At 38.0% G+C, this 24,587-nt stretch carries 29 protein-coding genes; all 29 read left to right on the top strand.

Annotated elements, in window-relative coordinates; all coding sequences use genetic code 11:
• Window positions 1–33: 33 nt before the first annotated feature.
• On the top strand, window positions 34–354 hold the full coding sequence (locus ACMZOO_RS00900; protein ID WP_440904820.1) for a hypothetical protein: 321 nt from the start codon (window positions 34–36) through the stop codon (window positions 352–354).
• Between the two features lie 1,628 nt (window positions 355–1,982).
• Window positions 1,983–2,210 carry a hypothetical protein gene (locus ACMZOO_RS00895; RefSeq protein ID WP_440904819.1) on the top strand — a complete coding sequence of 76 codons (228 nt, stop codon included), beginning with the start codon at window positions 1,983–1,985 and terminating at the stop codon, window positions 2,208–2,210.
• A 1,733-nt stretch (window positions 2,211–3,943) separates the two neighbouring features.
• Complete coding sequence (locus tag ACMZOO_RS00890; RefSeq protein WP_440904817.1) at window positions 3,944–4,399, top strand: hypothetical protein; 456 nt, start codon at window positions 3,944–3,946, stop codon at window positions 4,397–4,399.
• A 112-nt stretch (window positions 4,400–4,511) separates the two neighbouring features.
• Entirely contained in the window at window positions 4,512–4,841 is a 330-nt protein-coding gene (locus ACMZOO_RS00885) for a hypothetical protein (RefSeq protein WP_440904816.1), read from the top strand.
• 99 nt (window positions 4,842–4,940) lie between these two features.
• Entirely contained in the window at window positions 4,941–5,327 is a 387-nt protein-coding gene (locus ACMZOO_RS00880) for a hypothetical protein (RefSeq protein WP_440904815.1), read from the top strand.
• A 124-nt stretch (window positions 5,328–5,451) separates the two neighbouring features.
• Complete coding sequence (locus ACMZOO_RS00875; RefSeq protein ID WP_440904813.1) at window positions 5,452–5,781, top strand: hypothetical protein; 330 nt, start codon at window positions 5,452–5,454, stop codon at window positions 5,779–5,781.
• Between the two features lie 124 nt (window positions 5,782–5,905).
• The gene (locus tag ACMZOO_RS00870) at window positions 5,906–6,118 is read left to right on the top strand and encodes a DUF7336 domain-containing protein (protein ID WP_440904812.1); all 213 of its coding nucleotides are present in this window, start codon (window positions 5,906–5,908) and stop codon (window positions 6,116–6,118) included.
• Between the two features lie 344 nt (window positions 6,119–6,462).
• Window positions 6,463–6,645 carry a hypothetical protein gene (locus ACMZOO_RS00865; RefSeq protein WP_440904811.1) on the top strand — a complete coding sequence of 61 codons (183 nt, stop codon included), beginning with the start codon at window positions 6,463–6,465 and terminating at the stop codon, window positions 6,643–6,645.
• On the top strand, window positions 6,638–7,123 hold the full coding sequence (locus tag ACMZOO_RS00860; RefSeq protein WP_440904810.1) for a hypothetical protein: 486 nt from the start codon (window positions 6,638–6,640) through the stop codon (window positions 7,121–7,123). The genes ACMZOO_RS00865 and ACMZOO_RS00860 overlap by 8 nt, the downstream gene beginning before the upstream one ends.
• A 7-nt stretch (window positions 7,124–7,130) precedes the next feature.
• Window positions 7,131–7,502 carry a hypothetical protein gene (locus ACMZOO_RS00855; RefSeq protein WP_440904808.1) on the top strand — a complete coding sequence of 124 codons (372 nt, stop codon included), beginning with the start codon at window positions 7,131–7,133 and terminating at the stop codon, window positions 7,500–7,502.
• A 121-nt stretch (window positions 7,503–7,623) separates the two neighbouring features.
• Complete coding sequence (locus ACMZOO_RS00850) at window positions 7,624–8,205, top strand: tetratricopeptide repeat protein (protein ID WP_440904807.1); 582 nt, start codon at window positions 7,624–7,626, stop codon at window positions 8,203–8,205.
• 109 nt (window positions 8,206–8,314) lie between these two features.
• Window positions 8,315–8,656: a hypothetical protein gene (locus ACMZOO_RS00845; protein ID WP_440904805.1), complete on the top strand. Its 342-nt coding sequence runs from the start codon at window positions 8,315–8,317 to the stop codon at window positions 8,654–8,656.
• A 2,334-nt stretch (window positions 8,657–10,990) separates the two neighbouring features.
• Window positions 10,991–11,437: a hypothetical protein gene (locus ACMZOO_RS00840; protein ID WP_440904804.1), complete on the top strand. Its 447-nt coding sequence runs from the start codon at window positions 10,991–10,993 to the stop codon at window positions 11,435–11,437.
• A 79-nt stretch (window positions 11,438–11,516) separates the two neighbouring features.
• Window positions 11,517–11,936, top strand: coding sequence for a hypothetical protein (locus ACMZOO_RS00835; protein ID WP_440904803.1), 420 nt, complete (start codon window positions 11,517–11,519; stop codon window positions 11,934–11,936).
• A gap of 513 nt (window positions 11,937–12,449) precedes the next feature.
• Window positions 12,450–12,911, top strand: coding sequence for a DUF6882 domain-containing protein (locus tag ACMZOO_RS00830; RefSeq protein ID WP_440904802.1), 462 nt, complete (start codon window positions 12,450–12,452; stop codon window positions 12,909–12,911).
• 115 nt (window positions 12,912–13,026) lie between these two features.
• A complete protein-coding gene (locus tag ACMZOO_RS00825; protein WP_440904801.1) occupies window positions 13,027–13,248 on the top strand; it encodes a hypothetical protein in 222 nt (73 codons plus the stop codon).
• A 403-nt stretch (window positions 13,249–13,651) separates the two neighbouring features.
• On the top strand, window positions 13,652–14,224 hold the full coding sequence (locus ACMZOO_RS00820; RefSeq protein WP_440904800.1) for a hypothetical protein: 573 nt from the start codon (window positions 13,652–13,654) through the stop codon (window positions 14,222–14,224).
• Window positions 14,225–15,017: 793 nt separating this feature from the next.
• On the top strand, window positions 15,018–15,857 hold the full coding sequence (locus ACMZOO_RS00815) for a hypothetical protein (RefSeq protein ID WP_440904799.1): 840 nt from the start codon (window positions 15,018–15,020) through the stop codon (window positions 15,855–15,857).
• A gap of 508 nt (window positions 15,858–16,365) precedes the next feature.
• Window positions 16,366–16,758, top strand: coding sequence for a hypothetical protein (locus ACMZOO_RS00810; protein WP_440904797.1), 393 nt, complete (start codon window positions 16,366–16,368; stop codon window positions 16,756–16,758).
• Between the two features lie 18 nt (window positions 16,759–16,776).
• The gene (locus tag ACMZOO_RS00805; protein WP_440904796.1) at window positions 16,777–17,382 is read left to right on the top strand and encodes a hypothetical protein; all 606 of its coding nucleotides are present in this window, start codon (window positions 16,777–16,779) and stop codon (window positions 17,380–17,382) included.
• A 541-nt stretch (window positions 17,383–17,923) separates the two neighbouring features.
• Window positions 17,924–18,181, top strand: coding sequence for a DUF4160 domain-containing protein (locus tag ACMZOO_RS00800; protein WP_016954323.1), 258 nt, complete (start codon window positions 17,924–17,926; stop codon window positions 18,179–18,181).
• A 4-nt stretch (window positions 18,182–18,185) separates the two neighbouring features.
• Entirely contained in the window at window positions 18,186–18,425 is a 240-nt protein-coding gene (locus ACMZOO_RS00795) for a DUF2442 domain-containing protein (RefSeq protein WP_016954324.1), read from the top strand.
• Window positions 18,426–18,956: 531 nt separating this feature from the next.
• A complete protein-coding gene (locus ACMZOO_RS00790) occupies window positions 18,957–19,370 on the top strand; it encodes a hypothetical protein (protein WP_440904795.1) in 414 nt (137 codons plus the stop codon).
• 79 nt (window positions 19,371–19,449) lie between these two features.
• Window positions 19,450–19,800 (top strand): hypothetical protein, encoded by a 351-nt coding sequence (locus ACMZOO_RS00785; RefSeq protein WP_440904794.1) that lies wholly within the window; start codon window positions 19,450–19,452, stop codon window positions 19,798–19,800.
• 944 nt (window positions 19,801–20,744) lie between these two features.
• Window positions 20,745–21,041 (top strand): hypothetical protein, encoded by a 297-nt coding sequence (locus ACMZOO_RS00780; protein ID WP_440904793.1) that lies wholly within the window; start codon window positions 20,745–20,747, stop codon window positions 21,039–21,041.
• Window positions 21,042–21,162: 121 nt separating this feature from the next.
• Window positions 21,163–21,660: a DUF2867 domain-containing protein gene (locus ACMZOO_RS00775; RefSeq protein ID WP_440904791.1), complete on the top strand. Its 498-nt coding sequence runs from the start codon at window positions 21,163–21,165 to the stop codon at window positions 21,658–21,660.
• A gap of 500 nt (window positions 21,661–22,160) precedes the next feature.
• On the top strand, window positions 22,161–22,505 hold the full coding sequence (locus tag ACMZOO_RS00770; RefSeq protein ID WP_440904789.1) for a DUF2314 domain-containing protein: 345 nt from the start codon (window positions 22,161–22,163) through the stop codon (window positions 22,503–22,505).
• 121 nt (window positions 22,506–22,626) lie between these two features.
• Window positions 22,627–22,986 carry a hypothetical protein gene (locus ACMZOO_RS00765; RefSeq protein WP_440904788.1) on the top strand — a complete coding sequence of 120 codons (360 nt, stop codon included), beginning with the start codon at window positions 22,627–22,629 and terminating at the stop codon, window positions 22,984–22,986.
• Window positions 22,987–23,368: 382 nt separating this feature from the next.
• Window positions 23,369–24,586, top strand: a complete 1,218-nt coding sequence (locus tag ACMZOO_RS00760) for a glycoside hydrolase family 88/105 protein (protein ID WP_440904786.1) — start codon at window positions 23,369–23,371, stop codon at window positions 24,584–24,586.
• The last annotated feature ends 1 nt before the right edge of the window (window position 24,587 follow it).

The raw sequence follows: 24,587 nt of genomic DNA, 5'->3' as shown, positions 1-24,587 counted from the left end.
TATGCGCCCCATATTGCGGCGTTATACGTACTTATGGACATTGTCGAATATTACAATAAGGCTAAAATTTTAGCTAAAGATGCTGAGTTAAATGGGAGTGTCGAACGAGATGCTATTTTGAGTGCGTTAGCGTATTCAGAAGATGACGATCATCCTCGACAATGGATACCCAAAGTGCAAACGGCACTAATAAAAGCCTACAAAATATGTCCAAACTCTGAGTTTTCTAACGCTTTATTAGAGTTGTTTGAGGCCGGTGTTATATTGCAGAATCATTCTAATCCCCGAGTGTGGTTTGTTGCTGTTCTGAGTTTTTTAGTAGGTGGTGTACTTAGCTTTTGGCTATTGGCGTAAAGCACGTATAACAATGCAATAATGATGGGACGCAAAAAGCTTGGCTCGCGTCACTTCGTTCCTAATTTTAGCCAAGCTTTTGTGCGCCCCATATTGCGGCGTTAGCTAGAAGTTTTAAGAGCTAATAGTTTAAAAATATTAAAAATTGGTGGTGTGGTTTTTCTTTTAACTGGAATTTTTTTGGCAGAAAAATAACTTTCTAATCGCTACGCACCAGTTGCTTTAAGGTTGGTTTTTCCAACTTGTTTTACCGTTGAGCGGCAGTTGCGTTGTTTGCTTGTCGCTTCAAGTTAATTTATAAAAATGGACTTTTGTGTCGCCACGCCAGTGCGTTTCTCAAGCTCATTTTTCTAAGTTTATTTACGGTATTTGTATTGTGCTAAATTCAAACTTCGGTGAGCTTCTAGCCAACAATGCAATTAAGGCGGACTAAAAAAGCTTGGCTTAGTTCGTACCTCACTAATTATAGCCAAGCTTTTTCAGCCGCTTATCGCGGCGTTAGCTAGAAGTTTTATTAGTTAAAAGTTTAAAAATATTAATATTGGTGTTGTTGGTTTTCGTGTAGCTGAAAGTTGTTTGCGTTGTTCATTTAACTTTCGAGTCGCCACGCACCAGTTGTTTTGAAGTTGTTTTTTTTAACTTCTTTTACGGTTGAGCGGCAGTTGCGTTGTTTGCTTGTCGCTTCAAGTTAATTTATAAAAATGGACTTTTGTGTCGCCACGCCAGTGCGTTTCTCAAGCTCATTTTTCTAAGTTTATTTACGGTATTTGTATTGTGCTAATCTTGAGCTTCTTAGGTAAGCTTCTAGCCAACAATGCAATTAAGGGTGGACGCAAAAAGCTTGGCTTGCGCTCGTTCCTCGCTAATTATAGCCAAGCTTTTATGCGCCACTTATTGCGGCGTTAGAAATAGTTAAATCTTACAAGTAAGCGGCTTCAAATGAGGCATTTGTGTGCTTTGCAGCTTTTTCTAATTTAGCTTGGCGTGCAAAGTTAATTTGCATTTTAGGCTTTAGTTGTTGGTGAGTTTTGCGTTGTTAACGCGCTAAATTTAAACCAATTTATTGTTTGCTTAATTGTTGGTTACCGCAGGTTTTTGCGTTAAGTTTAAGCATTGTTTTAATTGTCGTTAAAGGGCATTTTTATGCAGCCTTTGAGTTGTTGGGCATTTCTAACAATGCAGTCAAAGGGATGCAAAAAGCTTGGCCAAATTTTTGCTGAGCAAAAATGTTAGCCAACTTTATTCCACCCTTTACTACGGCGTTATGTACCTAAGGGTAAACGGTGAAAAAAAGGCCAATTGAATTTTGGGAAAGTAGAACGAGAAACTTACTAGCTTCAATTAAACGCAACTTTATATTGCTCATTATTGGTTTGCTAATATCAATTGGTTCGTGGTTCTATAATACCATTTTGTTTCTTGTATCGGTTAGCGTTCCTAGCTTGGCTTTATTTAATATCGTTTTCAATTTCGCATTATTGTTAGAGTGTAAATATAGACTAAGAATAAACGGTACATAACAAACGCATTAAGGGTGGACGCAAAAAGCTTGGCTGCGCTCATTCTTCGCTTAGTATAGCCAAGCTTTGTTGCGCCACTTATGCGGGCGTTATGTGTAAAGGCAAGTTATGAGCAAGGATATCGAAATAAAACTTACGGAAGATGAAGCTTGGGTGTTATTCGAGTTAACTCGTAGGTTTAGTGATACTGGCAAACTTGAAATCATCGACCAATCAGAAGAGAGAGCGCTTTGGAATCTGTGTTGTACCTTTGAAAAAACATTGCATCAAGATTCAGAGTTAGAGTACAAAGAATTTATTGCTCAATGTAGAACGCGTTTAAAAGACAAAGTGTAATTTACACATAACAATCGCATTAAGGGTGGACGCAAAAAGCTTGGCTGCGCTCATTCTTCGCTTATTATAGCCAAGCTTTATTGCGCCACTTATGCGGGCGTTAGAAATAGTAAAACCTTACAAGTAAACAGCTTCGAATGAAGCATTTGTGTGCTTGTTGGCTTTTTCTAATTCTGCTTGGCGTGCAAATTAATTGGCATTTTAGGGCGTTGTTGTTGGTAAGTTTTGCGTTGTTAACGTGCTAAATTTTAACTAATTTATTGTTTGCTTAAATGTTGGTTATCGCAGTTTTTTAAGTTAAGTTTAGGCAACTGTTTTTGTAAGCCAGTATAGGGCGTTTTTATGCAGCATTGGTGTCGTTTGGCATTTCTAACAATGCAGTCATATGGGACGCAAAAAGCTTGGCTTAATTTTTGCGGGCAAAAATATAATCCAACTTTGTTGCGCCCTATACTGCGGCGTTAGCTAGAAGTTTCGTTAGTTAAAAGTAGTTAAACTGTTGGTGTTTGTTTTCGCAGTGCTGGCATTTACTTGCCTGTTCCGTTAACTTGTTAGTCGCGACGCAGTAGTTGTTTTTAGGTTGGGTTTTCAACCTTACTTACCGCTGAGCGGCAATTGCGTTGTTTGCTTGCCGCTTTGAGTTGGTTTATAAAAATGGACTTTTGTGTCGCCACGCTTTTGCGCTTCTTAAGTTCATTTTTCTAAGTTTATTTACGGTAATTGTATTGTGCTAATCTTCAGCTTTTGGTGAGCTTCTAGCCAACAATGCAATTAAGGCGGACTAAAAAAGCTTGGCTTAGTTCGTTCCTCACTAATTATAGCCAAGCTTTTTCAGCCGCTTATCGCGGCGTTATACATACTTTTAAAAATTGGAGTTTAACTTGCACAAACAAGGATTAGGTTTTCGTTTTTTATCTCTGATAATTTTGCTTGTGACGATAGTTGGGCATATAGCGCTCGTTGTTGGAGTTATTACTAATAAAGCTCAAGTGTCCAATTTTTACATCTTTACGCCTATTTCAATAACTTTGCTTGTCATTAGTTGGTTAGTTATCTTTGGGTTGGATAAAGGGGCTAAATGGGCGTATGTCCTCGCAGTGCTGGAGTTATTTTGTATTGTGTCAATTGGGTTGTTTAGTGTAATTTCTGGCGACCTTTATGCTTTGTTTTATTGGGGGGTAATTATTTTAATGTGTCTATCGGCTCTCATCCGTTTAAAGTCCGAGTACAACAAATTGAACTAATGTGCTTCAGCATGTATAACAATGCAATTATGAAGGGACGCAAAAAGCTTGGCTGCGTCACTTCGTTCCTAATTTTAGCCAAGCTTTTGTGCGCCCCATATTGCGGCGTTAGAAATAGCAAAATCTTAAAACTAAACGGCTTCAAATGAGGCATTTGTGTGCTTTGCTATTTTGCAACCGCTGGTTGGCGTGCAAAGTTAATTGGCATTTTAGTTTGGTTTTGTAGGTTAGGGCGGTGTTGTTAACGCGCTAAATTTAAACCAATTTATTATTTGCTTAAATGTTGGTAGCCGCAAATTTTTAGGTTAAGTTTAAGCAATTGTTTTTAATTATTGGTAAAGGGCATTTTTATGCAGCTCTTGCGTTGTTGGGCATTTCTAACAATGCAGTCAAAGGGATGCAAAAAGCTTGGCCAAATTTTTGCTGAGCAAAAATGTTAGCCAACTTTGTTCCACCCTTTACCGCGGCGTTAGCTATACAAGGGTAGCCATGAGATTAACCTTATTAATTTGGATATTATTTTCATTCCATTGTTACTGCTCTTCAAAAGAGTCCTTAGTTGTCGGAAACTGGGTGTGCGATTCTTTTACTGTCGGAGATGAAGCCGCTGGAATATTTGATGTTTCTCATACTGTCGAATACCGTTCAAACGGAACCTCTACCGATATTCATTTTTACAAACTACGTGGTTATGAGGAGCAAATATGGTTAAAAGTTGCTTATTCGGGCCCATGGAAAATTGAAGGGAATTTACTTGTTGAGGAAACAGAAGAAACGGAGATTGTTGACGCCGCTCACCCTGAGCTGAAAAACTCTGAGGAAGTCAAAGCAGTAATGACGTTTGAAGATACAAAGTTTGTTTCTGAAATAATCGAGTTAACAAACTCTAAATTTGTTACCAAAAAACTCGATGAAGATGAAATCGGCACTTGCCTAAAAGTATAGCTAACAATGCAATTAAAGGTGGACGCAAAAAGCTTGGCTGCGTCACTTCGTTCCTATTATAGCCAAGCTTTTATGCGCCACTTATTGCGGCGTTATGTGTTTAGTTTAAATAATGAATATTTCACAACCTACAAACATTCGAGTGGTTAGCATGTCGCCATACAAATATGTTCACTATGTTGATGAACGAGGAAATAATTATTTATCTTTGCACCAAGAAATAGGTTTCGCTGGCTATTCGGAAGACATTATTTTAACTGAAGCTGAATCACTGTCGTTAAACACGGATGCTCAGCATTTTATTGGACATGCGATTTCAAGTTTTAATATTGAAACTAAATCATTCGAGTTTCATAAATCACAGCGCCATATTCCTGAGTTTAAAACTTGGGAGTGTGTTAAAGCTGCATTAACTAATTGGCATCGTTGTAAAAACACATAACAATGCAATTATGATGGGACGCAAAAAGCTTGGCTGCGTCACTTCGTTCCTAATTTTAGCCAAGCTTTTGTGCGCCCCATATTGCGGCGTTATATGCCTATGAGTAGAATTTTAGTTTTGTTTATACCTCTATTATTTACGAATGTTTCATACGCTGAATTTTCATGTAGTAAAGATGTTGAAGTGCGTTCAGGTGATAATTTTATTTATTCCGCTTCGGTGTATGTTGTTTGTGATGAACTAGCGAATATCACCATTGTTGAGGCTCAATCACTTATTAATGGCTTGTTGAATCGAGACGTAGTTCTAGCTAATGAGGTGTTTATCTTCTTCATTGATTCACCAAAATATATAGGCTCTATGGATAAGGCACCATTTCTAATTCCTGAAAATTCACTTTTAGGAGATTATTACAATATGACGCAACGGCTAACTATATGGCCACTTATTTCAGGCAAAGCAAAATCGCTTGTAGTGTCTAAATAAAAACGGCATATAACAATGCAATTAAGGCGGACTAAAAAAGCTTGGCTTAGTTCGTACCTCACTAATTTTAGCCAAGCTTTTATGCGCCCCATATTGCGGCGTTATACACCTATTGGAAAAATCAGTGGATTCCGATATCAAATTAGATGTTTGCTTTAGATTTCTTGAGTTATCTCAACAACAGGCCATAGAACTTGAAGCTGTATTTCACAATGTGAAATTTGGTCGTCATTTTAAATCTAAACAAATAGTGGGGTTAGTGGCTTTGGATGGTCAATTGGTCGATGCAATTGGCAATTTTATGCAATCTCACGATATTGAACCTTTAAGTACAGATATTTTTGTATCCTTTATTACCGAATACGACTCACGAATTATTGAACTCCCAGATTTCGTTGCAAAGGCTTCAATTGCATTAGGGGTTAAAATAAATTTGTCCTATACGGTGCTGTAGGTGTATAACAAAGCCATCATGAAGGGACACAAAAAGCTTGGCTTGCGTCACTTCGTTCCTAATTTTAGCCAAGCTTTTTTGCGCCCCATATGGCGGCGTTATGTGATTTCAGGGAGAAAGCAGATTGAAGAGGGTTTATCTTCTAGAGCATTGCTATGAGGAAGGTAATCACGAGGATGTTAAAACTATTGGAATATATACTAGTGAAGAAAAAGCAGTCGCTGCTAAAAATCGTAAGCTAGAATGTTCAGGTTTTTGTATGTATCCAGATGGTTTCATTATTTCAGAAATTGAGCTGGATAGTGATTTGTGGTCGGAAGGCTTTGGTGTTGAGTAAACACGAGTCTCTAAGGCTGGTGTTGAGTAGGAACCCACATAACAAAGCAATAATGAAAGGGACGCAAAAAGCTTGGCTGCGTCACTTCGTTCCTAATTTTAGCCAAGCTTTTATGCGCCCCATATTGCGGCGTTAGAAATAGCAAAATCTTACAAGTAAACGGCTTCAAATGAGGCATTTGTGTGCTTCGCTATTTTTAAATTGCTGGTTGGCGTGCAAAGTTAATTGGCATTTTAGTTTGGTTTTATTAGGTTAGGGCGGTGTTGTTAACGCGCTAAATTTAAACCAATTTATCGTTTGCTTAAATGTTGGTAACCGCAGGTTTTTAGGTTAAGTTTAGGCAATTGTTTTTAATTATTGGTAAAGGGCATTTTTATGCAGCCCTTGCGTTGTTGGGCATTTCTAACAATGCAGTTAAAGGGATGCAAAAAGCTTGGCCAAATTTTTGCGGAGCAAAAATGCTAGCCAACTTTGTTCCACCCTTTACCGCGGCGTTAGACATCAATAAAGGACTCATCAATGTTTGAAAGTATAGGAAAGCCAAGCCAATTTATCGTTAATGCCATTTTCGTAGTTGGTGTTTTAGCCTTTGTGTGGGCGTTGAGTACAGGGAATAGAATTGTAATTGCTGATAAGGAGTTCGGAGTTATTGTTCAGGAAGAGGTAAAGAAATTGGTTCACATTGGATCTTCTTTATGCAGCAGCCAAAAAAAGTACGCAGATGGTACACGTACATTGTTGGAAACGATAGAAGTAAATTACCCTGAAATGGATCTAGACAATCAAAAACCAAGCATTATTTTAACTCAAACTCATGCTGAAATATTGAGTACTAATGAGGAATACGCATTTGAGGTAGATGAGAAAAGTATTTCTTCTAATGGATTTTCTGTCCAACTATATGGTGCAGATAAAACCATTCTTGGCGATTGTGCATTTCAGTGGATCGTTTTTCATCCTGACCTAGCGGATCAACAGGTACTACCAAAGACTAGAATGGACTAAAGTTATCATGCCTAACAAATCAATCAACTTCGCGCCTTCGGCGCCGGACGCAGCAAAGCTGCGCCGGTTATTGAGGCGTTATGTGTTTTTTATGCTCACGAAAATTGAAAGTTTAGGCTTATTGTTCGGTATATTGGGTTGCTTGTGGATGTTCGTGCTTTTCACTAATAGTCAAAGCTTTACACCTGAATTGGTTGAGTATTTTAGAGGCGGAAACATCGGTGGTTTAATTATTGGTGTTTTAATCGGTGCCGGTTTTGTTTCGTTCATAATTTTTGCTGTTAATATAATAATTGGCAATCGTGTTAAATGGGTAGTGCGAAGCTTCCTAAGTTTGGCTTTTATATTAAGCTCGGCAGTTTTAGGCTCCGTTGTATAAACACATAACAAAGCAATAATGAAGGGACGCAAAAAGCTTGGCTCGCGTCACTTCGTTCCTAATTTTAGCCAAGCTTTTTCGCGCCCCATATTGCGGCGTTATGTTTCTCAAGGAGTGACCGTTGTCTAAAATTGAACAAGCAAAAAAATTTATAGAATCTTTGTCTGAACAAGATTTAAGTGACGATGAATTACTCGCCAAAACTAACAAATTCTTCAGTGAAAATTGTAATGAAATTGATGCCGAATTTGTTGATAAGCTTTTGTCGTCAAAAGCCGAAGGATTAGATGTTGGCGTTGAATTAATGGAAGAATATGCCTACAAAGGAGCTCCTGCCGCACAATTGGCAATCGGTGCCCTGAAACTTGAAGGAAAAGGTGTAGTTAAGAATGTTCATGAAGCTATATTTTGGCTTAAACGTTCATTTATCGGAAAAAATCCTAAATCAGGTTTTTTACTCTTTTCCGTTTATGCAAATGGTATCGGCGTTTCTGAAAATATGGTCAAAGCCCGTGAATATTTAAAAGGCTCCGCCGACATGGGGGTTCCAAAAGCACAATATTATTATGCTGGTATGTTGCTCGAAGGAGAAGGTGGTGAAATTGATGAAGAACTCGCTATTGATTATATGTTTTTAGCAGCCAATAGTGGCTATGAAGATGCAATAACGTTTTTAAAAGACAACGAGTTAATCGAAACATAACAATGCAATTATGATGGGACGCAAAAAGCTTGGCTGCGTCACTTCGTTCCTATTATAGCCAAGCTTTTATGCGCCCCATATTGCGGCGTTATACGTTTTGAGGAACTTTGTGGAAGTCGATCAATTTACAAAATTAATCAAGGAAGTTGTTTCTCAGGCTGCAGTCGAGGACACAATTGCAAACTTAGAATCACCTCCAGGCCGTCGTCCGAGTGAAAGCCTAGTAAAGCATTCCGCTTGGTATAACTCTCTGAGTTCAGAAAATCAGCTTATGTTAAAGCAAGTTCTGATCGAGGCAGTCGACGAAGCAATATTCGGTCTTTTTTGTGTTGTTGATGGAGCTCGTTCAATTTCTGAAGTGGGTCAAGCAAACAATATTACATTATCTGTAAACGGCAAGGCTCTAAATTCTAGTTCAGAATTCTTGCACGATTCGTATAAAAACGTATAACAAAGCAATTAAGGGCGGACTAAAAAAGCTTGGCTTAGTTCGTGCCTCACTAATTTTAGCCAAGCCTTTTTAGCCGCTTATTGCGGCGTTAGGTGAATTGCTGGGAACTATGTTTTGAATAAACTTCTGTTTAATTATTACTGGCTTGCGTCATCAATTAGCGCGAAGTTGTTTTGGCTTATTGTTCCAGTATTTTTTATACATCCAGGCTTATCTATCCCATTTTTAGTTTCTGTTGTTGTGCTTGGTTGGTCTGCAATTATGATTGCAGCTTTTTTCAAATGTCCGAGTTGTAATAAAAGAGCATTAGTTCATTCAGGGAGTGTCGTTGAGCAACTGCAAACTAACCGAAGTAAATTACAAGTTTGGTTGTTGCCTAACGAGTTTGTTTGTAAATTTTTTTATTGCTGCAAGTGTGGGCAAAAAATACAATCAACCTCATAGTTCGGTGTATTATTCACCTAACAATGCAATCAAGGCGGACTAAAAAAGCTTGGCTTAGTTCGTACCTCACTAATTTTAGCCAAGCTTTTTCAGCCGCTTATTGCGGCGTTATGTACATAAGGAATATTGTGGTTCGGTTGTACTCATTAACTATGTTGTCGCTCTCGATACTGGCTGTATCAGGGTGTGTGTCAATTGAAACACTCAACGATAACGCAATTAAAAACAAAGTTTTTTCTGGCACGATTAAGCACTTTGATTTAGCGTGCGCGCATGGCGTTTGTATCGATGCTCCGTTTTCACTTGTTGTCGATGTTTGTTTACTTCCTGCAACAATACCTTGGATGGAGCATATATAACTTATCAACTGATAGTGCATCGCAAAAATCTATTTAAACATCGGAGTAATTGTACATAACAATGCAATTATGAAGGGACGCAAAAAGCTTGGCTCGCGTCACTTCGTTCCTATTATAGCCAAGCTTTTATGCGCCCCATATTGCGGCGTTAGCTAGAAGTTTCGTTAGTTAAAAGTAGTTGAACTGTTGGTGTTTGTTTTCGCAGTGCTGGCATTTATTTGCCTGTTCCGTTAACTTGTTAGCCGCCACGCACCAGTTGTTTGGAAGTTGGTTTTTCCAACTTGTTTTACCGTTGAGCGGCATTTGTATTGTTTGCCTGTCGCTGCTAGTCAGTTTATAAAAATGGACTTTTATGTCGCTACGCTTGTGCGTTTCTCAAGTTCATTTTTCTAAGTTTATTTACGGTATTTGTATTGTGCTAATCTTCAGCTTTTAGGTAAGCTTCTAGCCAACAATGCAATTAAGGCGGACTAAAAAAGCTTGGCTTAGTTCGTACCTCACTAATTATAGCCAAGCTTTTTCAGCCGCTTATTGCGGCGTTATACATACTTTTAAAAATTGGAGTTTAACTTGCACAAACAAGGATTAGGTTTTCGTTTTTTATCTCTGATAATTTTGCTTGTGACGATAGTTGGGCATATAGCGCTCGTTGTTGGAGTAATTACTAATAAAGCTCAAGTGTCCAATTTCTACATCTTTACGCCTATTTCAATAACTTTGCTTGTCATTAGTTGGTTAGTTATCTTTGGGTTGGAAAAAGGGTCTAAGTGGGCGTATGTCCTCGCAGTGCTGGAGTTATTTTGTATTGTGTCAATTGGGTTGTTTAATGTGATTTCTGGCGACCTTTATGCTCTGTTTTATTGGGGGGTAATTATTTTAATGTGTTTATCGGCTCTCATTCGTTTAAAGTCCGAGTACAACAAATTGAACTAATGTGCTTCAGCATGTATAACAATGCAATTATGATGGGACGCAAAAAGCTTGGCTGCGTCACTTCGTTCCTATTATAGCCAAGCTTTTATGCGCCCCATATTGCGGCGTTAGCTAAGTGCTTAACTTAGTTAAAAATTAAAATCTGGTGTTGTAAGTTTTCGAGTTGCTGGTTATTTTGTACTAAAAAGTAACACCAACTCGCCACGCTCCAGTTGTTTGTAGGTTAGTTTTTTAACCTTGTTTACCGTTGAGCGGCATTTATATTGTCTGCCTGCCGCTTGAAGTGAAGTTATAAAAATGAGCTTTCGTGTCGCCACGCTTTTGCATGTCCTCTAGTTCATTTTTCTAAGTTTACTTACGGCACTCGGCATTGTTCGTGTTTGCTTCTTTTTGCTGCAAGTTTATTGCTAGAAAATGAAGTCGGTAAGTTGCTAATTTGGTTTTGTGTTGTTTGCGAGTTCAGTTTTAAAAACTCAGCACTAGCTAACAAAGCAATAATGAATGGGACGCAAAAAGCTTGGCTGCGCTCATTCTTCGCTTATTATAGCCAAGCTTTATTGCGCCCCATATTGCGGCGTTATACCCCTAAAAGGAATTTATGAGTAATCCAAAGCTTATAGTCAGAGCAACATGCGCATCCTTTTTGATACCTCTAGCTATTTTGTTTTACTTTTTCCTAACCTATGACTTTGTGAATCCTGATGGCACCCCAGATAATGCTCCTATACGAAGCATCCCTGCGTTAATGGTATTGGCTGTTTCCGTATTTATTTTTCAATTGGCTGCATATTTTAGTTTGGGCAAAGCTATATACCGAACACGTTGTTTTACTTACAAACATGGTGTTATTTTTTCGAGTTGGCTATCTCTGCCTATTCCACTTATATCTGTTTGTATTTGGCTAGGGGTAGCAACCTTTGATTGGTTGGTTTTTTATGATGTATTCATAGCAGCAATATGTGGCTATTTATTTTTATGGTTGTCATTTTTTACTGGTGCTGCAGTGCAAGTTCGGGGTATAACAAAGCAATTAAGGGCGGACTAAAAAGCTTGGCTTAGTTCGTACCTCACTAATTTTAGCCAAGCTTTTTCAGCCGCTTATTGCGGCGTTATGTAGCAAGAGTATGATTCAAGCAACAGTCATTACCGATATACCATTTACAGGCGTAAATGTTGAAGTTACAAACTTAGAGTGGAACTTCGACGAGGCTGTTATAGATGTATTTTGTCCGTCTGAAAATAAAGAAGTTAAGGTTAGATTTAATAATGAATTTGGTCCTTGCGCTTTAAGGCTTCTCGATGAAGCAGACCTCAGCGAAAATTGGTCTGAAATAAATATGTCTCAAGGTTGGGTGTATAAAGTTTCTTCTGGTGGTTGGTTTGAGCAAGAGTCACAAAGGGAAGGCTTCTTAATGCAGCACTCATCTAATATTTATAAAGAGTATTTAATTATAGGTCTGGACGCCTGCATTTCAGTTTTTACAAAGGAAGATGTTCAAATTTTAGATCTTGAAAACAACGTGTTGGCGACAATTGCTACATAACAATCGCATTAAGGGTGGACGCAAAAAGCTTGGCTTGCGCTCATTCTTCGCTAATTATAGCCAAGCATTTTTCGCCACTTATGCGGGCGTTAGCTAGAAGTTTTATTAGTTAAAAAAGTTTAAAAATATTAATATTGGTGTCGTTGGTTTTTGCGTTGCTGAAAGTTGTTTACGTTGAACATTTATCTTTCGAGTCGCCACGCACCAGCTTTGAAGTTGGTTTTTTCAACTTGTTTTACCGTTGAGCGGCATTTGCTTTGTTTGCTTGTCGCTTCAAGTTAATTTATAAAAATGGACTTTTGTGTCGCCACGCCAGTGCGTTTCTCAAGCTCATTTTTCTAAGTTTATTTACGGTATTTGTATTGTGCTAATCTTGAGCTTTTTAGGTAGGCTTCTAGCCAACAATGCAATTAACGGTGGACGCAAAAAGCTTGGCTTGCGCTCGTTCCTCGCTAATTATAGCCAAGCTTTTATGCGCCACTTATTGCGGCGTTATACGTCTAAGGTCAAAAAATGTGGTCTGATGAAAAATTCGATGATTACATCGATAATTGTTTTTCAGAAATGGAAAATAAAAACACTGAAACACAAGAAAAATTAGGGCTAGGCTCATTTGAACGATTCGACTTTGATACACAAAATGGTTTAATTATTTTTTCCAAATCAGATGCTCAGCTAAGAATAAAAGTAAATTTGGTTTGCTCCACAGTTCAAGAAAGCAATTCTTTTCAATGGGCATGGGCAAATAAATCTTTGCCAGAGCATATGACAAAAGCGTCAGAAAGGCTGCAAGGGCTTTCTAAAATAACAGGTTTCGATATATTTGATACACCTACAATTAGCGCTGGTGAAAACGAAGGTTGGGAAATGTCAGCTGTTGCTTTAAGAGAAATCGGCGGGTTAGGTGTATATCGTTGCCCATTAGGTAATGCTATGTTATTTCTGTTGCTAGATAGTGTCGTTAGCGACGTATAACAAAGCAATAATGAAAGGGACGCAAAAAGCTTGGCTGCGTCACTTCGTTCCTAATTTTAGCCAAGCTTTTATGCGCCCCATATTGCGGCGTTATATGTCAATAAGGAACTTTGCTATGCCTAGTATTAAAATTACTGGTTATGAAAATCTCAAAAAAGTTTCAATGGATAAAGCATTTAATTCCAATACACAAATTGGTTTAAAAGCATCAAAATCAATTACTGACGAATTACTAAAAAACGGCACTGTTACCTTCGATTTAAAAAATGCAACTAACATTACGGGCTTGCTCCAAGCTCTTAAAGCGGCTAATGCTAACGTTCAGTTTATTGAGTAATGCCATATAACAATCGCATTAAGGGTGGACGCAAAAAGCTTGGCTGCGCTCATTCTTCGCTTAGTATAGCCAAGCTTTATTTCGCCACTTATGCGGGCGTTAGCTAGAAGGTTCGTTAGTTAATAGTAGTTAAACTGTTGGTGTTGGTTTCGCAGTGCTGGCATTTTCTTGCTTGTTCAGTTAACTTTTAAGCCGCCACGCACCAGTTGTTTTGAAGTTGGTTTTTCCAACTTGTTTTACCGTTGAGCGGCATTTGTATTGTTTGCTTGTCGCTTAAAGTTGGTTTATAAAAATGGACTTTTGTGTCGCCACGCATGTGCGTTTCTAAAGTTCATTTTTCTAAGTTTATTTACGGTATTTGTATTGTGCCAATCTTTAGCTTTTGGTGAGCTTCTAGCCAACAATGCAATTAAGGCGGACTAAAAAAGCTTGGCTTAGTTCGTACCTCACTAATTATAGCCAAGCTTTTTCAGCCGCTTATCGCGGCGTTATGTTTATTGAGGTGAACGTGCGATATAACACCAAAATTATAATAACGTATATCGTTTCTTTGGCTTTAATTGGTTGCGTTCCATTTCCAACTAAAAATACAGTTATACCAAATTTGTCTGGTACTTTAACTCAAGATGGTGTCGGTCTAAGCGAGTATAGTGTTTATCTTACGTATGGTTCTGAGGATGCTTGTCTTCATGAGCGCTCAATTTCAACTGATACAAATAAAAATGGGGAATTCATTTTTGAAAAAACACAAAGGTGGTCTTTGGTCAGGTGGGCAGTTCCACTCGACAGTATTGATTATTTCAATTTGTGTTTCGTTTCGCCTGATGGTGTAAAAAAATGGGCATATATGTCTCACATGAGAACACCAGCATGGGCTCCTGATATTAAATTTGTTTGTTCATTTGAAAGCTTGTTGTCTAGCCCGCAACCAATTAAAAGCGGTTTAAATATTCATTCAACTTGTAGAACGCAGTAAAATAAACATAACAAAGCAATTATGAGGGGACGCAAAAAGCTTGGCTGCGTCACTTCGTTCCTAATTTTAGCCAAGCTTTTATGCGCCCCATATTGCGGCGTTAGAAATAGTAAAACCTTACAAGTAAACAGCTTCGAATGAAGCATTTGTGTGCTTGTTGGCTTTTTCTAATTCTGCTTGGCGTGCAAATTAATTGGCATTTTAGGGCGTTGTTGTTGGTAAGTTTTGCGTTGTTAACGTGCTAAATTTTAACTAATTTATTGTTTGCTTAAATGTTGGTTATCGCAGTTTTTTAAGTTAAGTTTAGGCAACTGTTTTTGTAAGCCAGTATAGGGCGTTTTTATGCAGCATTGGTGTCGTTTGGCATTTCTAACAATGCAGTCATATGGGACGCAAAAAGCTTGGCTTAATTTTTGCGGGCAAAAATATAATCCAACTTTGTTGCGCCCTATACTGCGGCGTTAGCTAGAAGTTTCGTTAGTTAAAAGTAGTTAAACTGGTGGTGTTTTTTTCGTAGTGCTGGCATTTATTTGCCTGTCGCTTCAAGTCAATTTATAAAAATGGACTTTTGTATTGCCACGTTTGTGCGTTTCTCAAGTTTATTTTTCTAAGTTTATTTACGGTAATTGTATTGTGCTAAATTCAGGCTTTTGGTGAGCTTCTAGCCAACAATGCAATTATGAAGGGACGCAAAAAGCTTGGCTCGCGTCACTTCGTTCCTAATTTTAGCCAAGCTTTTGTGCGCCCCATATTGCGGCGTTAAGCACTAGGTTTACTCATATATAGGAATAATATGAAAAAATATTTAACCATACTTAGCATGGCGGCAGGACTCGCAACAATAGTAGGTGTCACGTGGCAACTTGCTTCAACGGACGCAAAGCAAGCAAGTTTATCTAACAGCGTATCGGGAAGTGATAACATTACGGTAGGTAGTGTCACTGTTGACGGGGTCGGTAACACACAAATTAATGGTAATCCTATTATTTATCAACAAAGAACAGAACCGCTTCAAGCAAAGCCCAAAATTCCTTCTTACAAGTATAAAATCATAAATACCGAAGAGTTTTTTGCTTTCGCTGAGGAATTACCAACTTGGGAGATTTTTAGGGAAAATAGTGCAGAGATAGTTTACTTAGACATTTCCTTACCTAAACAAGGTTTCAATATATCTGTGATGCCTAAAGAATTAACGGATGCAATATACAAAGCTATGAGAAATGGCAGTATTGAACATGGGATGTCTCCGGCAGGCTTAACCTACGATTATATGTCTAAAGATAGAAATGTTAATGCATACCTATCTTTTATTGATGTTTCAAAAAGTTCGATAAACGGAGAAAATGCTGTTTCTGTGTGTTTGGATAGGTTCTCTGATTTAGATTCAGCCTATTTGAAAAATACGGAAAGTCAATTTGGAGTTTGTAATACAAATACTTGGATTTACTTTGAAGGAGAAGAAGATGATATCCAAATGTTTGCCGTTAATATGAGTGACGATCCTATTGGCTTGAGAATTAAAGGCTATTATAAGCTTAGGTCCTATAGGAGTTATAGTGCATTTGGGAATCGTGAGTATGTTCTTGAGTCCGTATCTCGGTCAGAAGCATGGGCAGAATTGGCGTTACAATAAACGTGCCTAACAAACGCATTAAGGGTGGACGCAAAAAGCTTGGCTGCGCTCATTCTTCGCTTAGTATAGCCAAGCTTTTATGCGCCACTTATGCGGGCGTTATGTGTATTGGAGGGCTAAGTGACACACGGTGGAGCCGGAGCAATGCTGCCATTACTCATTTTGTTGCTTTTAGCTTTGCCAATTACATTGCTGTGGGTATTTAAAGGGCCAGGAAAAAGTTCTAACCGCCGTGTAATTGGATTCAGTCAAATAGCAATCTTGGTTTGTTCTCTGATATCATTATTCATTCAAGTTGAGTCGATCCAAAGCCTTGCGTTTGTATCGGCATTTGTTGTTTTGCTTTGTATGTTACTAACACCTGCGATATTCAAAAATCTAGTGTAAATACACATAACAAAGCAATTATGATGGGACGCAAAAAGCTTGGCTGCGCTCATTCTTCGCTTAGTATAGCCAAGCTTTATTGCGCCACTTATGCGGGCGTTATGTTTACAAGGAGAGTCCAGTGCATGAATTCTTGTCATCTATAAATAATGCAGTCGCACTAACTCAGCGCTTACGAGCAATAAGCAAAAACATTGAAGATGCCGAGTTTAAAAATGTGCTAGCTGAGTTAAGCTTAGAAATTGCCGATACTAAATTGGCATTAGCCCAAGTCACAGAGGAAAATGCGCAACTAAAATCAGAACTAACAAAATTAAAGCACTCTCGTGGGGAAATTGAGTCTGATTTAATATTTAAGGTATTTGCTTATTATTCTCAGTCCGGTGATGGTCCATTTTGTTCTGGTTGTTATGATACAAGTCAAAGCAAAATAAGGCTTTCAGAAATTCCCAAAGATTTTGCGGATCTTGCCAGCCATAAATGTCCTTCTTGCGGGCAGTTCTTTGGCGGGTAAACATAACAAACAAATTATGTGGGACTGCTAAAGCTTGGCTCGGTTCCGCTTCGCTACACAATTTTAGCCAAGCTTTATCAGCCCCATATTCGGGCGTTAGCTTTACAGGGATACATCTTGGAATTCTCTATTTTTTATGAACTTGGAAAAAATGCAGTTTTTGATTTCGAGTTTATTTCCTTTTTATTCATTCCTGTAATTTCGTTTATTTACGTTTGTCGTAGCAACTCAAAGGTAAAGAACAAATTATTGTTAATTTCTGTCACTTTTATCTTGTTCTTGCCTAGCACCTTTCAATTTATAACGTCTAAGCTCGCAATTCGAGAGCAAATAATTAATCAAACCTATCACATGATAAATGGTCGAATTCGCGATCATAAATTCAACATTCGTTCTAGAAATGAGTCTTTTACGGTCAATGACCAAAAATTTACTTTTCAAAAAAATTACACTTTTGCTCCTAGAAATTTTGGCTCAGGTTTAAGAGAAAATGATATGGTAAAAGTTTATTATGATCCTTACTCTAAAAAAGTATTAAAAATGGAAATTGAGGTTTCTGCTAGTAAAAGAATACAAGGCGAAATTCATGGTATGAAAAGTGAATTTGAAGAAAAGTATCTGTAAATTTGCGTGCAAAGCTAACAATCGCATTAAGGGCGGACGCAAAAAGCTTGGCTGCGCTCATTCTTCGCTTAGTATAGCCAAGCTTTTATGCGCCACTTATGCGGGCGTTAGAAATAGTTAAATCTTAAAAGTATTCAGCTTCAAATGAGGCATTTGTGTGCTTGGCTGCTTTTTCTAATTTAGCTTGGCGTGCCATGTTAAATTGGCATTTTAGTTTTTAGTTGTTGGTGAGTTTTGCGTTGTTAACGTGCTAAATTCGAACCAATTTATTGTTTGCTTAAATGTTGGTTACCGCAGCTTTTTACGGTAAGTTTAAGCAATTGTTTTTTAATTAATGGTAAAGGGCATTTTTATGCAGCCTTTGAGTTGTCGGGCATTTCTAACAATGCAGTCAAAGGGATGCAAAAAGCTTGGCCAAATTTTTGCGGAGCAAAAATGTTAGCCAACTTTATTCCACCCTTTACTACGGCGTTATGTGGCTAATTTGACACGGCGTATTATTTGAGTACGATCATGAGAAATTATTACTGGTTAGTGTTTTATGCCAATTATTAGTCGTTTCTATGGAATTATTATCGCTATGTATTTTAACGATCATAATCCACCCCATTTTCATGCTAAATATTCTGGCTATGAAGCCTTGTTTAGTTTTGATGGCGAAATTATAGAAGGCGAGTTGCCGAAAAGAGCGGTTAAATTTGTTCAAGAATGGATTTCATATCACAAACCTGAACTTGAAGATAATTGGCAAAAAGCGCAAGCTGGTGAACCACTTAATTACATAGCACCTTTGGAGTAACTTTATGCTTCATGTCAAATCTGCAAAACATACATCAGGAATGAAACTTTGGGTGTCATTTGATGATGGCACTTCTGGTGAAGTTGATTTAACAAATAGACTTAAAGGTTCTATGTTTGAACCGCTAACCAATCCACAATTTTTTTCGCAACTAGCAGTTGATCCTGAGTTAGAAACTGTTGTTTGGCCTAATGGCGCTGACTTAGCCCCAGAGTTTTTGAAAAGCCACATAACAAAGCAATAATGAACGGGACGCAAAAAGCTTGGCTGCGTCACTTCGTTCCTATTTTAGCCAAGCTTTTATGCGCCCCATATTGCGGCGTTATGTTTTATTATGAATGCTTTTAGGTCGTTTGTATTATTCGGTTTGCTCGTTTTTAGTCCTGTTTCGTTAGCCTGTTTTGCGTCTGATGGTAGTTATGAAAAATCGAATTATTTCATGCTGGTTAGTTTTTTTGTGTTTGTCCTAGCCTGTATTACAGCTAAAACATATTTTATTAAGCATCTACTGAAGAGTTGTTTTTTATCTGGCACTGTCTTATTTATTCCGGCCGTGTACTATATACGCAACTTCTATATATGCTGCGATTGTGGTCATGGAATGCTGCTTGGCTCTCAATTTATATTATTGAGTTGCCTTTTATTGCTAGGTGTTGCTGTCTTTGTTCGGGTTAAATATAAAACATAACAATGCAATAATGATGGGACGCAAAAAGCTTGGCTCGCGTCACTTCGTTCCTAATTTTAGCCAAGCTTTTATGGCGTTATGTTACATATGCACGTATCCGAGTTCTTAAAAGAATATTTAAAATGGTTTTTACCATTGTTAGTTGCAACAGTTATTTTGTATTTCACTTTTAAGCCAGCATCGTTAATTGGACTATTAGTCTTAATTGTTCCAATGGAAAGAGCGCGGGTCATGCTGATACGAAAAAATTATGAAATACCATCAATTAATGAAGCATGGCTAATAATTGGTATTTCTGTTTTTCCACCATTAATATTTAGCACTTTGCTCGGAGTATATGCTTCTCTTGAATCAGGAGAGTTAAGCATAAATACTGTAATGAGTTTTCAATTTGTATTTACGCTTCCAGTGTTTATAGTGTCGAGCATTGGTTTTCTCAGTAAAACTGCTTGGAAAAAAGCACAGCAAAAATACAGTGTAAGTAACATAACAAAGCAATAATGATGGGACGCAAAAAGCTTGGCTGCGTCACTTCGTTCCTGTTTTAGCCAAGCTTTTTCGCGCCCCATATTGCGGCGTTATGTTTACCAGTGAACTGATTTCGATGAACGAAAATAATGACTATGCTAAGCACATGATTTATTGGCTGGAAAGGCTGCGTGTACCTAATAGTCAACTAGCGAACGACTCGTTTGAGCAACTTAAAGAATATTGGCTAAATGGCAAGCCAATAGAGCTAGAGGAAATGAGAAACAAACTTTGGGCTTGGGTTGATAAAAACAATGGCGATAATACAGCCCATTCAAAAGTCGTGAGAATGCGAATGTTGCTTTGCTTAACCTACGAAAATAACCGTGAAATAAAAGATATTGGTTTCTTTGAAGATTTATTGGTAAGTATAGGTATTACGCACGAAGAGGCGTATAGGTAAACATAACAAACGCATTAAGGGTGGACGCAAAAAGCTTGGCTGCGCTCATTCTTCGCTTAGTATAGCCAAGCTTTATTGCGCCACTTATGCGGGCGTTAGAAATAGCAAAATCTTAAAAGTAAGCGGCTTCAAATGAGGCATTTGTGTGCTTGGCTGCTTTTTCTAATTTAGCTTTGCGTGCCATGTTAAATTGGCATTTTAGTGTTTAGTTGTTGGTGAGTTTTGCGTTGTTAATGCGCTAAATTTAAACCAATTTATTGTTTGCTTAATTGTTGGTTATCGCAGCTTTTTGCGTTAAGTTTAAGCATTCGTTTTTAATTGTCGGTAAAGGACGTTTTTATGCAACTCTTGCGTTGTTGGGCATTTCTAACAATGCAGTCAAAGGGATGCAAAAAGCTTGGCCAAATTTTCGCGGAGCAAAAATGTTAGCCAACTTTGTTCCACCCTTTACCGCGGCGTTAGCTAAGTGCTTAACGTAGTAATGAATTAAAAATTGGCGTTGTAGGTTTTCGAGTTGCTGGTTATTTTGTACTAAAAAGTAACACCAACTCGCCACGCTCCAGTTGTTGGTAAGTTGGTTTTTCAGCCTTGTTTTACCGTTGAGCGGCTATTGCGTTGTTTGCCTGCCGCTTGAAGTTGGTTTATAAAAATGGACTTTAGTGTCGCTACGCTTGTGCGTTTACTCAAGTTCATTTTTCTAAGTTTACTTACAGCACTCGGCATTGTTCGGGTCTGCTTCTTTTTGCTGCTAAATTCGCAGTTAAAAAAGAAGTTGGTAAGTTGCTATTTGGTTTTGCGTTGTTTGCGGGTTAAGTTTTAAGAACTCAGCATTAGCTAACAATGCAATAATGATGGGACGCAAAAAGCTTGGCTCGCGTCACTTCGTTCCTATTTTAGCCAAGCTTTTATGCGCCCCATATTGCGGCGTTATGTGAATAAAAAGTATGAGTGAATCTGTTCTAAAGGATATATTAATCAAGGCAATAAAAGATCTGGAAGAATCAGGGGATATAGTCGTGGTTAATCCAATCGAAAATGCAGTAGCCAATAAACTACATGAAGTAGTTCAAGAAGTTTCACCTAATATGCTTAGCTCACAAGAACTCGGTGGCATCATCAATGCGTTAAACGCACACAATCTAGGCTTTGGTCTAGACGATAATGATTTTCAAACAATCATAGGTATCACCAAAGATGAACTTAGAGTTGCAGCAAGTAAGTTAAAGGCAGCCGAATGGTAAATCACATAACAAGCGGTTTATAAATGGGACGCAAAAGCTTGGCTTGCGCTCCTTCGTCGCTAATTTTAGCCAAGCATTTTCCGCCCCATAACCGGGCGTTATATGCTCAAGGAGGTTAAGCATGGTTTCAGAAATAGAGTTCCCAGTAGAAACAAAGATTAATGGTAAAGAATTAAACTCATATTACCGAGATTCATTTAAAGTGCAGGTTAATAAAGTCGACCTAGAAGCGAAAAATGTATATCACAGCATATTTGGGTATTTGCCAAAACCAGTACAGCTAGCCTTATCTTTACGTAATTCAATTGTTAAATACATTGGTTTTTCTGCTAGCAATACTGAAATGAGTTTACCTCTAGAAGATATAGAATCAGGTAAAAAAGCTGGTTTTCTTATTATTGAGTCTGTCGAACCTGATGAAGTTATTTGTGGTGCTTTTGAGCCTAATATGGATATGTGGTTATCAGTTTTAAAATTATCAGAGCAAGAGTTTGCTGTTTCCACTTTAGTAAATTTAAAAACTAAAACTGGCAAAATGTATATGGCGTTTATAAAACCATTTCATAAATTGGTTGCTAAATATTGTATTAAGCAAGCGCTCAAAGCAGGTCGCATATAACAATGCAATTATGATGGGACGCAAAAAGCTTGGCTGCGCTCGTACCTCGCACATTATAGCCAAGCTTTTATGCGCCCCATATTGCGGCGTTAGCTAGAAGTTTCGTTAGTTAAAAGTAGTTAAACTGGTGGTGTTTGTTTTCGTGGTGCTGGCATTTATTTGCCTGTTCCGTTAACTTGTTAGTCGCCACGCACCAATTGTATGTAAGTTGGTTTTTCAACCTTGCTTACCGTTGAGCGGCATTTGCGTTGTTTGCTTGTCGCTTCAAGTTAATTTATAAAAATGGACTTTAGTGTCGCTACGTTTGTGCGTTTCTCAAGTTCATTTTTCTAAGTTTATTTACGGTATTTGTATTGTGCTAATTTTCAGCTTTTAGGTAAGCTTCTAGCCAACAATGCAATTATGATGGGACGCAAAAAGCTTGGCTGGCGTCACTTCGTTCCTAATTTTAGCCAAGCTTTTGTGCGCCCCATATTGCGGCGTTATGTGTCGAGAGGAAAATGGCTGTATCTTGGTATCTTGAAGATGGCGTTGCTCGGAATAAAGAATTTCCATCAACATTTTTCATCCCTAAACAATGGAAAAAGGCACTCGTTGGCCAAGGCGATATCGTAAAGTTAATGTTTAATATTTCCTTTACGGATGATGGCAAGGAGGCTTGTGAAATTGAAAGAATGTGGGTTATTGTTACCGAAAAAAGTGGCGACTTATATAAAGGTGTATTAGATAACGACCCATATTGCACAAGTGAGCTAAAGAGTGGTGTTTCAGTCGAATTTGAGGGCAGGCATATAATAGCCATCGAGTATGAGAGGCCATGGAAAAAAATATTGGCATATGTGTAATCGCCACATAACAAAGCAATAATGAATGGGACGCAAAAAGCTTGGCTGCGTCACTTCGTACCTATTATAGCCAAGCTTTTATGCGCCCCATATTGCGGCGTTATATGGCATCGGAGGCTATGTGGAAGTTTCGATAATTCAATCAGGCATTAGCAATTTTATTGAATCTCTTTCGTATAATCTTGATGAGCTGGTAATAATAATTTCTCTACCCGATAAGAAAGCAAAAGTAATTTTTAATACTCCTATTGCCTTTAAGTGTTTAGATGAAGGTGACTTAAAGGAATATTGGCATGAACAAGAAATCACAAATAACTGGCTTTTAGAAATAAAAACAGGAGGCTGGATTGAAAAAGAATTATCTCAAAATGGCCTCTACAGCTCTAGAAATATAAATGGGCTTACAGAATTCTTGGTTAAAGGTAGTAATGAATGTGTCAACATTCTAAATACAGAGCAACCTACTGTATTGTTTGAGTAAATGCCATATAACAAGAGACTATGGCATAAACAGTTAACGCTAGCCCATAGCGCTTCCCATAAACCTTATCTCAGAGCATAGGAAGCATCACAACCATCTTTCTGTTTTGCACAAGTTTATCGGTTTTAACGCCTTGATCTCAGTCTGCAGCAACGCGTTTTATGTTAATGGGCTTGGCAATCACGAAGGGCAATCTGACTTTAGCGCACATACAACACCATCAAAAGGGTTTTATTGCCAATGGGTATTATCAAAAACAAATTTTCATAATCTATTTATCAAATATCGTATTGTTAATGTTTTGTTGCTCATATAAATTATCAAAATAAATGCTACCGGTGGCAGTTGGTGTTGAATGTTTTGCCATTAATAGGAGAGAACTATGTCGTTGAGTAAACTTAAGCAAGCTTGTGTATTGTCTATTGTACTTATGTTTTCAACGCAGAGTTATGCGAGCAACAAACAGGTTTTAGATAATTTACTGCCTATGTCTGAGCGTATGGCTCAATCTGAAATGCAACGCAACCCACAAGCTTGGTCGATTGATTGGCGCGACTACCCAAGATGGACATATACCCATGGTTTGGTGCTGCTATCTATGGCCAAACTATATGAAAAAACCGCTAAAGCTGAATACTTCGAATACATTCAAAACTATGTCGATACTTTGATAAATGAACAAGGTGACATTGCCACTTACGACATTCATAAATACAACATTGATATGATAAATCCAGGTAAGTTGTTATTTTTTATGTATCAACAAACTGGTCAAGTCAAATACAAAATAGCTGCGGATACCTTACGTCAACAATTACGCGATCACCCAAGAACAACAGAAGGTGGCTTTTGGCACAAGCAGAGGTATACCTCACAAATGTGGTTAGATGGTTTGTATATGGGCGCACCATTTTATGCGCAATACATACATTTGTATGAGCAGCCCAAAGTATACGACGATGTTATTTTGCAATTTGAACAAATAAAAAAACACCTATATCGCAAGGATACCGGTTTGCCAGTGCATGGTTGGGATGAGTCTAAAACACAGCATTGGGCAGATAAAAAAACAGGACAATCTAAACACCATTGGTCACGTGCTATTGGTTGGTATGCTATGGCTATGGTTGATGTATTAGAGTTTTTGCCACAGCAATCTTCGCAAAGAAAATGGCTCGCAAGTCGCTTTAATAACTTGGTTACACAAATGGCAAAGTTTCAGCATCCAACCGGTCTCTGGTATCAAGTTGTTGAGGCACCTTATGCGAAAGACAATTATTTGGAAGCCTCTGGCAGCATTATGCTGGCATACGCCATATTAAAAGCGCACAAAATGCATGATTTAACCAAAGACTTATTGCCTATAGGTTTAAAAGCTTATCAAGGGGTAATAGACCAGCTTATTTCTACTAATGAATTTAATCATATCAGTATCAATCAAGTGTGCGCTGTCGCTGGGTTAGGTGGTAATCCATATCGAGATGGCAGTTACGAATACTACATTAGCGAGCCAGTAAGAGCGGACGATCCAAAAGCGGTTGGCCCATTTATTCTAGCTAGTTTATTGATAGAAGAAAGACAACAAGCGTTAAAACATTAAT

It is taken from the genome of Catenovulum sp. SX2, assembly GCF_052056295.1.
Classification (GTDB): Bacteria; Pseudomonadota; Gammaproteobacteria; order Enterobacterales; family Alteromonadaceae; genus Catenovulum.
This window is presented reverse-complemented; position numbering and strand designations above follow the sequence as displayed.

Excerpts from the sequence above, each read along its gene's own strand:
- ACMZOO_RS00900 (WP_440904820.1), top strand. The coding sequence starts at position 34 with ATGGACATTGTCGAATATTACAATAAGGCTAAAATTTTAGCTAAAGAT.
- ACMZOO_RS00895 (WP_440904819.1), top strand. The coding sequence starts at position 1,983 with ATGAGCAAGGATATCGAAATAAAACTTACGGAAGATGAAGCTTGGGTG.
- ACMZOO_RS00890 (WP_440904817.1), top strand. The coding sequence starts at position 3,944 with ATGAGATTAACCTTATTAATTTGGATATTATTTTCATTCCATTGTTAC.
- ACMZOO_RS00885 (WP_440904816.1), top strand. The coding sequence starts at position 4,512 with ATGAATATTTCACAACCTACAAACATTCGAGTGGTTAGCATGTCGCCA.
- ACMZOO_RS00880 (WP_440904815.1), top strand. The coding sequence starts at position 4,941 with ATGAGTAGAATTTTAGTTTTGTTTATACCTCTATTATTTACGAATGTT.
- ACMZOO_RS00860 (WP_440904810.1), top strand. The coding sequence starts at position 6,638 with ATGTTTGAAAGTATAGGAAAGCCAAGCCAATTTATCGTTAATGCCATT.
- ACMZOO_RS00855 (WP_440904808.1), top strand. The coding sequence starts at position 7,131 with ATGCCTAACAAATCAATCAACTTCGCGCCTTCGGCGCCGGACGCAGCA.
- ACMZOO_RS00840 (WP_440904804.1), top strand. The coding sequence starts at position 10,991 with ATGAGTAATCCAAAGCTTATAGTCAGAGCAACATGCGCATCCTTTTTG.
- ACMZOO_RS00835 (WP_440904803.1), top strand. The coding sequence starts at position 11,517 with ATGATTCAAGCAACAGTCATTACCGATATACCATTTACAGGCGTAAAT.
- ACMZOO_RS00830 (WP_440904802.1), top strand. The coding sequence starts at position 12,450 with ATGTGGTCTGATGAAAAATTCGATGATTACATCGATAATTGTTTTTCA.
- ACMZOO_RS00825 (WP_440904801.1), top strand. The coding sequence starts at position 13,027 with ATGCCTAGTATTAAAATTACTGGTTATGAAAATCTCAAAAAAGTTTCA.
- ACMZOO_RS00820 (WP_440904800.1), top strand. The coding sequence starts at position 13,652 with ATGCAATTAAGGCGGACTAAAAAAGCTTGGCTTAGTTCGTACCTCACT.
- ACMZOO_RS00815 (WP_440904799.1), top strand. The coding sequence starts at position 15,018 with ATGAAAAAATATTTAACCATACTTAGCATGGCGGCAGGACTCGCAACA.
- ACMZOO_RS00800 (WP_016954323.1), top strand. The coding sequence starts at position 17,924 with ATGCCAATTATTAGTCGTTTCTATGGAATTATTATCGCTATGTATTTT.
- ACMZOO_RS00795 (WP_016954324.1), top strand. The coding sequence starts at position 18,186 with ATGCTTCATGTCAAATCTGCAAAACATACATCAGGAATGAAACTTTGG.
- ACMZOO_RS00790 (WP_440904795.1), top strand. The coding sequence starts at position 18,957 with ATGCACGTATCCGAGTTCTTAAAAGAATATTTAAAATGGTTTTTACCA.
- ACMZOO_RS00785 (WP_440904794.1), top strand. The coding sequence starts at position 19,450 with ATGTTTACCAGTGAACTGATTTCGATGAACGAAAATAATGACTATGCT.
- ACMZOO_RS00780 (WP_440904793.1), top strand. The coding sequence starts at position 20,745 with ATGAGTGAATCTGTTCTAAAGGATATATTAATCAAGGCAATAAAAGAT.
- ACMZOO_RS00775 (WP_440904791.1), top strand. The coding sequence starts at position 21,163 with ATGGTTTCAGAAATAGAGTTCCCAGTAGAAACAAAGATTAATGGTAAA.
- ACMZOO_RS00770 (WP_440904789.1), top strand. The coding sequence starts at position 22,161 with ATGGCTGTATCTTGGTATCTTGAAGATGGCGTTGCTCGGAATAAAGAA.
- ACMZOO_RS00760 (WP_440904786.1), top strand. The coding sequence starts at position 23,369 with ATGTCGTTGAGTAAACTTAAGCAAGCTTGTGTATTGTCTATTGTACTT.